The organism is Mycobacterium sp. (assembly GCF_049281135.1).
Lineage (GTDB): Bacteria > Actinomycetota > Actinomycetes > Mycobacteriales > Mycobacteriaceae > Mycobacterium.
This window is the reverse complement of record NZ_JBAPRN010000361.1, coordinates 1-6,626: the sequence shown is the minus strand read 5'-3', so window position 1 is coordinate 6,626 and position 6,626 is coordinate 1. Positions and strand designations below refer to the sequence as shown.

Here is a 6,626-nt window from a genome sequence, read left to right as displayed (position 1 = left end):
TAGATCAGTACCGTCAGCTTTGTGCGCTGGATCGTCGACGCCATGAATGTGATCGGGACGCGACCGGATGGCTGGTGGAAAGACCGTCACGGAGCAAGAGCCCGGCTTGTCGAACAGCTTGAGCGATGGGCCTCGCCGGATGGCCACCAGGTCACCGTGGTGTTCGAAGGTCCGACGTCGCCACCGATTCACTCGGCCGCGATCCGGATACACCACGCGCCCAAAGCGACTGCGAATTCGGCCGACAACGAGATCGTCCGGATGGTGCGCGACGACGATAACCCTGAGGAGATCAACGTCGTGACGTCTGACGCCACGCTGGCCGACCGGGCGCGGGCCGCGGGTGCGGGTATCTGTCCTGCGGCGCGGTTTCGCGATCTGATCGACCCTCGGCCGTAGCGCGGGACTCAGCACTTCGGTGCTGACGCACTGCACCCCGCGAGCGATTACCCGCGGGGTGCAGTGTGGTGCTATCGGGTGTTACTTGAGGTCGAACCGGTCGTTGTTCATCACCTTGACCCACGCCGCGACGAAGTCCTTCACGAACTTCCCTTTGTTGTCGTCCTGGGCATACACCTCGGCTGCCGCGCGCAGCACCGAGTTCGACCCGAACACAAGGTCATTCGCGGTAGCGGTCCACTTCAGCGCACCCGAGGATCGGTCGTGGCCCTCGTAAACGTTCTCCGCCGACTCCGCCGCCTTCCACTCGGTGTTCATGTCGAGCAGGTTGACGAAGAAGTCGTTGGTCAACACGCCCGTTTTGTCGGTGAACACGCCGTGCTTGCTGCCGCCGTGGTTGGCACCGAGTACCCGCAGACCACCGATGAGCACGGTGAGCTCCGGACCATAGACGCCGAGCTGGTACGCCCGCTCCAGCAGCAGATGCTCTAACGGCGCCTTCTCGCCGGCCCGCGCGTAGTTGCGGAATCCGTCGGCCCGCGGTTCGAGCACTGCGAACGAATCCACATCGGTGTTCTCCTGCGAGGCGTCGGTACGACCGGGCGCGAAGGGCACCTCGATCTCGTACCCGGCATCCTTGGCCGCCTTCTCGACCGCCGCAGACCCGGCCAACACGATCAGGTCGGCCAGCGAGATCCTCTTTCCGCCGGAAGCAGAGTCGTTGAAGTCGTGCTGGATCTTCTCCAGCGCCGCCAGCGCCTTGCTCAGCTCGGCCGGCTCGTTGGCCTCCCAATTCTTCTGCGGCTCAAGGCGAAGCCGTCCACCGTTGGCGCCACCGCGCTTGTCGGTGTTGCGGTAGCTCGCCGCCGCCGACCACGCCGTCTTGACCAGTTGCGGCACCGACAGACCGGACTCGAGCGCCTTCTTCTTCAAGGCCGCGACGTCCTTGTCGTCGACCAGCGGATGGTCAACGGCCGGAACGGGGTCCTGCCAGAGCTGGACCTCGGGAATCCACGGCCCGAGGAACCGCGAGACCGGACCCATGTCGCGGTGCAGCAGCTTGTACCACGCCTTGGCGAAAGCCTCGGACAGCTCGTCGGGGTGATCCAGCCAACGCTTGGTGATCTCGCGATAGATCGGGTCTTCCCGCAGCGAGATGTCGGTCACCAGCATGGTCGGGGTGCGCCCCGGCCCACCGAACGGATCGGGGATGGTGCCCGCACCCGCGCCGTCCTTCGTGGTGAACTGCCATGCGCCCGCGGGGCTCTTGGTGAGCTCCCACTCGTAGCCGTACAGGTTCTCCAGGAACCCGTTGCCCCACTTGGTAGGCGTGTTGGTCCACACCACCTCCAGGCCGCTGGTGATGGCGTCCTCAGCCTTACCGCTGCCGTAGGAGCTCTTCCAGCCCAACCCCTGCTGCTCGATCGGAGCTGCTTCCGGCTCAGGACCGACCAAGTCGGCGTCTCCGGCGCCGTGGGTCTTGCCGAAACTGTGCCCGCCGACGATCAGCGCGGCGGTTTCCTCGTCGTTCATCGCCATCCGGCCAAACGTCTCTCGGATGTCGTGGGCCGCGGCGACCGGGTCCGGCTTGCCTTCTGGGCCTTCGGGATTGACGTAGATCAGGCCCATGGTGGTCGCGCCGTACGGCTCTGCGAGCTGCCGCTTACCCGTGTAGCGCTTATCGGTGCCCAGCCACTCGCCCTCTTCACCGAAGAGAATTTCCTCGGGCTCCCAGATGTCTTCGCGACCGAAAGCGAAGCCGAAGGTCTGGAAGCCCATGGACTCCAGCGCGACGTTGCCGGCGAGCAGCAGCAGGTCGGCCCACGAGATCTTGTTGCCGTACTTCTTCTTGACCGGCCACAGCAGCCGCCGAGCCTTGTCCAGGTTGCCGTTGTCCGGCCAGCTGTTGAGGGGCGCGAAGCGCTGCAGGCCCTGGCCTCCACCGCCACGGCCGTCATGGATGCGGTAGGTCCCCGCCGCGTGCCAGCTCATCCGGATGAAGAAACCTCCGTAATGGCCGTAGTCGGCGGGCCACCAGTCCTGCGACGTCGTCAACACCGAGACCAGGTCAGCCTTGAGCGCGTCGACGTCGAGTCCGGCGAACGCCTCGGCGTAGTCGAAGCCGTCGCCGAGCGGGTCGGACTGCGGGTGGTGCGGGTGCAGTTTCGACACGTCAAGCTGGTTGGGCCACCAGTCCTGGTTGGTGAGGGGAGCCCCGCTTTTCGGCGTTGGTGAGTCGAGCGCCGGATTTTCGCTCTCGCTGCCTTTGTGGGTTGTATCGGAAGACACTGCATTCCTTTCAGGGGTGGGTGAAACGGGCGGTGATCACGGTTGTGATCGAGACGTTGCGGTCGAACAGTCGGGGCACAGACCCCAGTAGATGACTTCGGCCTCGTCGAGAACGAAGCCCTCCAGCACGTTGTCGTCATCGGACGGAGTCAGACACGGGGCGTCGCCGACAGCGCAATCGATGTCGGCGATGACGCCGCACGATCGACACACGACGTGATGGTGGTTATCGCCGACGCGCGACTCATAGCGGGCAACCATGCCCAGTGGCTGGATCCGACGAACGAGCCCGACGGCGGTCAGAGCGTTGAGAACGTCGTACACGGCCTGGCGGGAGACATCGGGAAGTCCGCTGCGGACCGCGGTCAGAATGGTCTCGGTGTCAGCGTGCGGATGGTCATCGACCGCCTCCAGCACGGCGACCCTGGGCCGGGTCACACGAAGATCGGCCATCCGCAGTTGTGCCGGGTAATCCGTCGACGTTGACGACACGACCCCAATATTCGCTCTTATCTGGAGTCGGTCAAGACCTAATTTGGAGTTGGTCAAGAATTAATCAACGTGCGTACGGCTGTAATTGCGGCGTTGGCAGCTTGTCTGGCAGCCAGGTTCGATCCTTTGGCGAGCCGAGCCAGACGAGGGAGGGCATTGCGATGCGTGACCAGATAGCGCGCGACGGCCGCCCGGTTCGCGGTGCCATCGGGGTGGGTGAGGCCCGCGATCTCGGCGTCCACGCTGCCGTCGCCGGCCCGGTCACTGATTGCCCTCACCACCGACCACGCGACGCCGCGCCGTTCGCACACCTTCGCGATCGCGGCCGTCTCCATGTCGAGCGACACCACGCCGCGCGATCGCAGGTCGGCGTGCATCGCCGGGTCTGTCAGCAACTCGTCGGTGGTCCACATCGTCCCGTGGGCTGCACCGAGTCGGAGCGGTGTCGGCCGGTACATCGAGCCGTCAGCGCCGTTGACAACCCGTTCGGGCAGTACCAGAGCTCCGATCGGGGTGTGGTCGTCGATAGCACCGGTAATCCCCACGACCACCACCCACTCGACGTCGACGGTCTCGAGTAGTCGGGCGGTCGCAGCGCCCGCCCAGGCAGTACCGATCCCCGTGACCTGGCCCGTCACCGCACGGTTGCCGATCGTGCCGACGTAGCCCGCCGCGGATTTACGCAGCCGGAGGCGCCGCCGCAACGGCCGCAACTCCATTGGCATGGCACAGAGGAAAGCGATCGTTGCGGCAGAACGGGATTCACTACTCACGACTACATAGTCGGCGGCCAGAGGCCGGAATGGGAAGGATTTACCTCCTCACCTTCAACATATAGCTCATCCCGGGGCTTGCGGCAAGACCCGGGTCATGGCGCAAAATCGCTGGCCGAAGCTAAAACTCAGCGATATTGGGGGATTGGCAAGTGGGCATCGAACATTCTGTCGTCGTGGCCGGGGCAGGACCGACCGGGCTGATGTTGGCAGGCGAATTGGCATTGGCGGGAGTCGACGTCGCCGTTGCCGAGCGGCGCGCAAACCAAGATCTGACCGGCTCCCGCGCGGGCGGTCTACATTCCCGCACCATCGAGGTGCTCGACCAACGCGGAATCGCCGACCGTTTCCTGACGAGCGGCCAGATCGCACAAGTTGCGGGGTTCTCCCAGATCCGACTGGACATCAGCGATTTCCCCACCCGACATCCCTATGGACTTGCGCTGTGGCAGAACCACATCGAGCGCATCCTGGCCGGCTGGGTCGAGGAACTGGCCGTACAGTTCTATCGCGAACGCGAGGTCATCCGCGTCGCTCAGGACGGCACCGGGGTCGACGTCGAGCTGTCCGGCGGCCGGCGATTGCGGGCAGAGTACCTGGTGGGGTGCGACGGCGGACGCAGTGTGGTGCGGAAGTCAGCGGGCATCGACTTCCCGGGTTGGGATCCGACGATGAGCTATTTGCTCGCCGAGGTCGAGATGGCTTTCCCGGCGGGTGGTGCGCCGGACTGGGGCGTGCGGCATGACGCCGTCGGTGTCCATGCGCTCAGCGAGTCGACCGACAGAGGATCGGTGCGGGTGATGGTGACCGAGCAGCACCTGGTCCCCGGCACCGAACCAACCCTGGCCGATCTACGCGAAGCGCTCGTCACTGTCTATGGAACAGATTACGGAATTCACAGCCCCACTTGGATTTCCAGGGCAACTGATATGACCCGGCAGGCGGCGTCCTACCGCGACGGGCGAGTCCTGCTGGCGGGGGACGCCGCGCATGTGCATCACCCGATCGGCGGCCAGGGGCTCAACACCGGCGTCCAGGATGCGGTCAATCTGGGGTGGAAGCTTGCCCTGGTAGCCAGCGGGTCGGCGCCGGACACCCTCCTCGACAGCTACCACGCCGAACGGTATCCGGTCGCGGCGCGGGCGCTGCAGTACACGATGGCGCAGATGGCGCTGCTGCGCAATCCAACCGACGAGCGAACAAAAGCATTGCGCGACCTCATGTCTGAGGTGTTACGGATGGACGAGCCGCGTCGGCGCTTCGCTGCCACGATGTCGGGACTGGATATCCATTACGACCTGGGGTCGGGGCACCCACTGCTCGGACGCCGCATGCCCGATCTCGACATTGTCACCAGTGCGGGTCCGCGTCGGGTGTTCACGCTGTTGCACGACGCAGACCCAGTGCTGATCAACTTCGGCGAACCGGGCGCACTCGACCTGCCCGGCTGGCCAGATCGAGTTCGGTTGGTCGACGCGAAATACGGTGGGGAATGGGAGCTTCCAGCTCTCGGCACCGTTGCTGCCCCAGATGCCGTACTCGTCCGGCCGGACGGGTATGTCGCGTGGGTCGGCGGCGGTTCCGACGCCGACTTGACCGACGCGCTGAGCAGATGGTTCGGACCACCCAGCGCGGTTCGGCGCTAGGCGGCGGCCGGAGCGGGTGTCAGCCCTCCAGGGCGTCTTGCAGCTCCCGCACGTGGTCCTGTGTTTGTTGCAGCAACGGCCGCAGCGCCTCGGCTACGTCGGGCAACCCAAGATCGTTGGCCTCTGCCACCCGCTTCCGGTAGCGGTCCAGCTGACGCTGCTCCAATTCCATATCTGCCTTCAGCGCCGCGGCTCCGTCGGATGCATCAGGCACGTCGGGCACTTTGACGGTGGGCGTGCCACCGAGAAAGTCGATTTGCTGAGCCAAGATTTTGGCGTGCTCCAACTCCTGGGCCAGGTGGTTGTGCATTTCCTCGGTGATCGAGTGGTACTCGGGGCCTTTAATCGTTGCGGTGTGCTGGATGTACTGGACAATCGATTGATATTCGGTGCCCAGATCTTCGTTGAGTCGTTCGATGAAAGTACTGGTGTCCATGCGGCTAGGTTTCACGCAAGGCGGCGGGCTCAAACGCGGGGCAATGGGCATTACCCCTCACCAGCACCGATGCGCCGCGGCGGCTGACCCATCGTTGGCTGTTCGGGCGTTGTCGGCGACGTTCGCGTCAGTGCTCGTGGTGATAGCCAATGCGGGCGCAGCGCCCGCCGAACCGGTTGTACACGGAATCGGCGAAAGATCGGTGGGCTGGGATACCTATCGTCGATTGGATCGATTGCCATACTTGAGCGCGGACACGGAGACTCTGCAGGCCTCGAGCTTCGATCGGACGGGTGGCAATTTCGACCTCAGTACCGGAAACGATAACGGCAGCGGCGGTTGTCTGGCATCCGGTGGTGTGGGGTGTGTCATCGCGGAGGATCGCGGCGCCGGCGAGGTTGACTCGATGTGGTTCACCCGCGACAGCGGCAACGTGAGCCGGATGGGTGCGATCCGCGTCGAATTGGATGGACGGACGGTGATAGATGCACCGTTGCAGTCGTTAGTCGATGGCGCGTTGGGCGCGCCATTCGTCTGGCCTCTGGTGGCCAACGCTGCGCAGTCGCCTGCGGGCGTTTATGTCAAGGTACC

Annotated in this window: 6 protein-coding genes and 1 pseudogene; 3 read left to right on the top strand and 4 right to left on the bottom strand. The window is 64.7% G+C overall.

The features are described 5' to 3' along the window. Window positions 1-21: 21 nt before the first annotated feature. Window positions 22-399 (top strand): NYN domain-containing protein, encoded by a 378-nt coding sequence (locus WAN02_RS14515; protein WP_422264900.1) that lies wholly within the window; start codon window positions 22-24, stop codon window positions 397-399. A gap of 81 nt (window positions 400-480) precedes the next feature. Here the strand turns inward: WAN02_RS14515 and katG are convergent, their stop codons facing one another. The 3 genes from katG to WAN02_RS14500 form a co-directional block, all read right to left on the bottom strand. Beyond that, window positions 481-2,688 carry a catalase/peroxidase HPI gene (gene katG, locus WAN02_RS14510; protein ID WP_422264899.1) on the bottom strand — a complete coding sequence of 736 codons (2,208 nt, stop codon included), beginning with the start codon at window positions 2,686-2,688 and terminating at the stop codon, window positions 481-483. Between the two features lie 36 nt (window positions 2,689-2,724). After that, on the bottom strand, window positions 2,725-3,141 hold the full coding sequence (locus WAN02_RS14505) for a Fur family transcriptional regulator (RefSeq protein WP_422264901.1): 417 nt from the start codon (window positions 3,139-3,141) through the stop codon (window positions 2,725-2,727). A gap of 92 nt (window positions 3,142-3,233) precedes the next feature. Next, window positions 3,234-3,953 carry a hypothetical protein gene (locus tag WAN02_RS14500; RefSeq protein ID WP_422264898.1) on the bottom strand — a complete coding sequence of 240 codons (720 nt, stop codon included), beginning with the start codon at window positions 3,951-3,953 and terminating at the stop codon, window positions 3,234-3,236. Between the two features lie 152 nt (window positions 3,954-4,105). Here WAN02_RS14500 and WAN02_RS14495 point away from each other — a divergent pair, with 152 nt between their 5' ends. After that, window positions 4,106-5,599, top strand: a complete 1,494-nt coding sequence (locus tag WAN02_RS14495; RefSeq protein WP_422264897.1) for an FAD-dependent monooxygenase — start codon at window positions 4,106-4,108, stop codon at window positions 5,597-5,599. Between the two features lie 19 nt (window positions 5,600-5,618). On the opposite strand, the gene WAN02_RS14490 is transcribed toward WAN02_RS14495, so the two are convergent. Then, window positions 5,619-6,035, bottom strand: coding sequence for a ferritin-like domain-containing protein (locus WAN02_RS14490; protein ID WP_422264896.1), 417 nt, complete (start codon window positions 6,033-6,035; stop codon window positions 5,619-5,621). Between the two features lie 43 nt (window positions 6,036-6,078). On the opposite strand from WAN02_RS14490, the pseudogene WAN02_RS14485 reads away from it, so the two are divergent. Then, a pseudogene (locus tag WAN02_RS14485) lies at window positions 6,079-6,626 on the top strand (hypothetical protein); the annotation flags it as partial.

Bases quoted from the DNA above. Each gene is read 5' to 3' on its own strand.
- WAN02_RS14505 (WP_422264901.1), bottom strand. From the start codon at position 3,141: ATGGCCGATCTTCGTGTGACCCGGCCCAGGGTCGCCGTGCTGGAGGCG.
- WAN02_RS14490 (WP_422264896.1), bottom strand. From the start codon at position 6,035: ATGGACACCAGTACTTTCATCGAACGACTCAACGAAGATCTGGGCACC.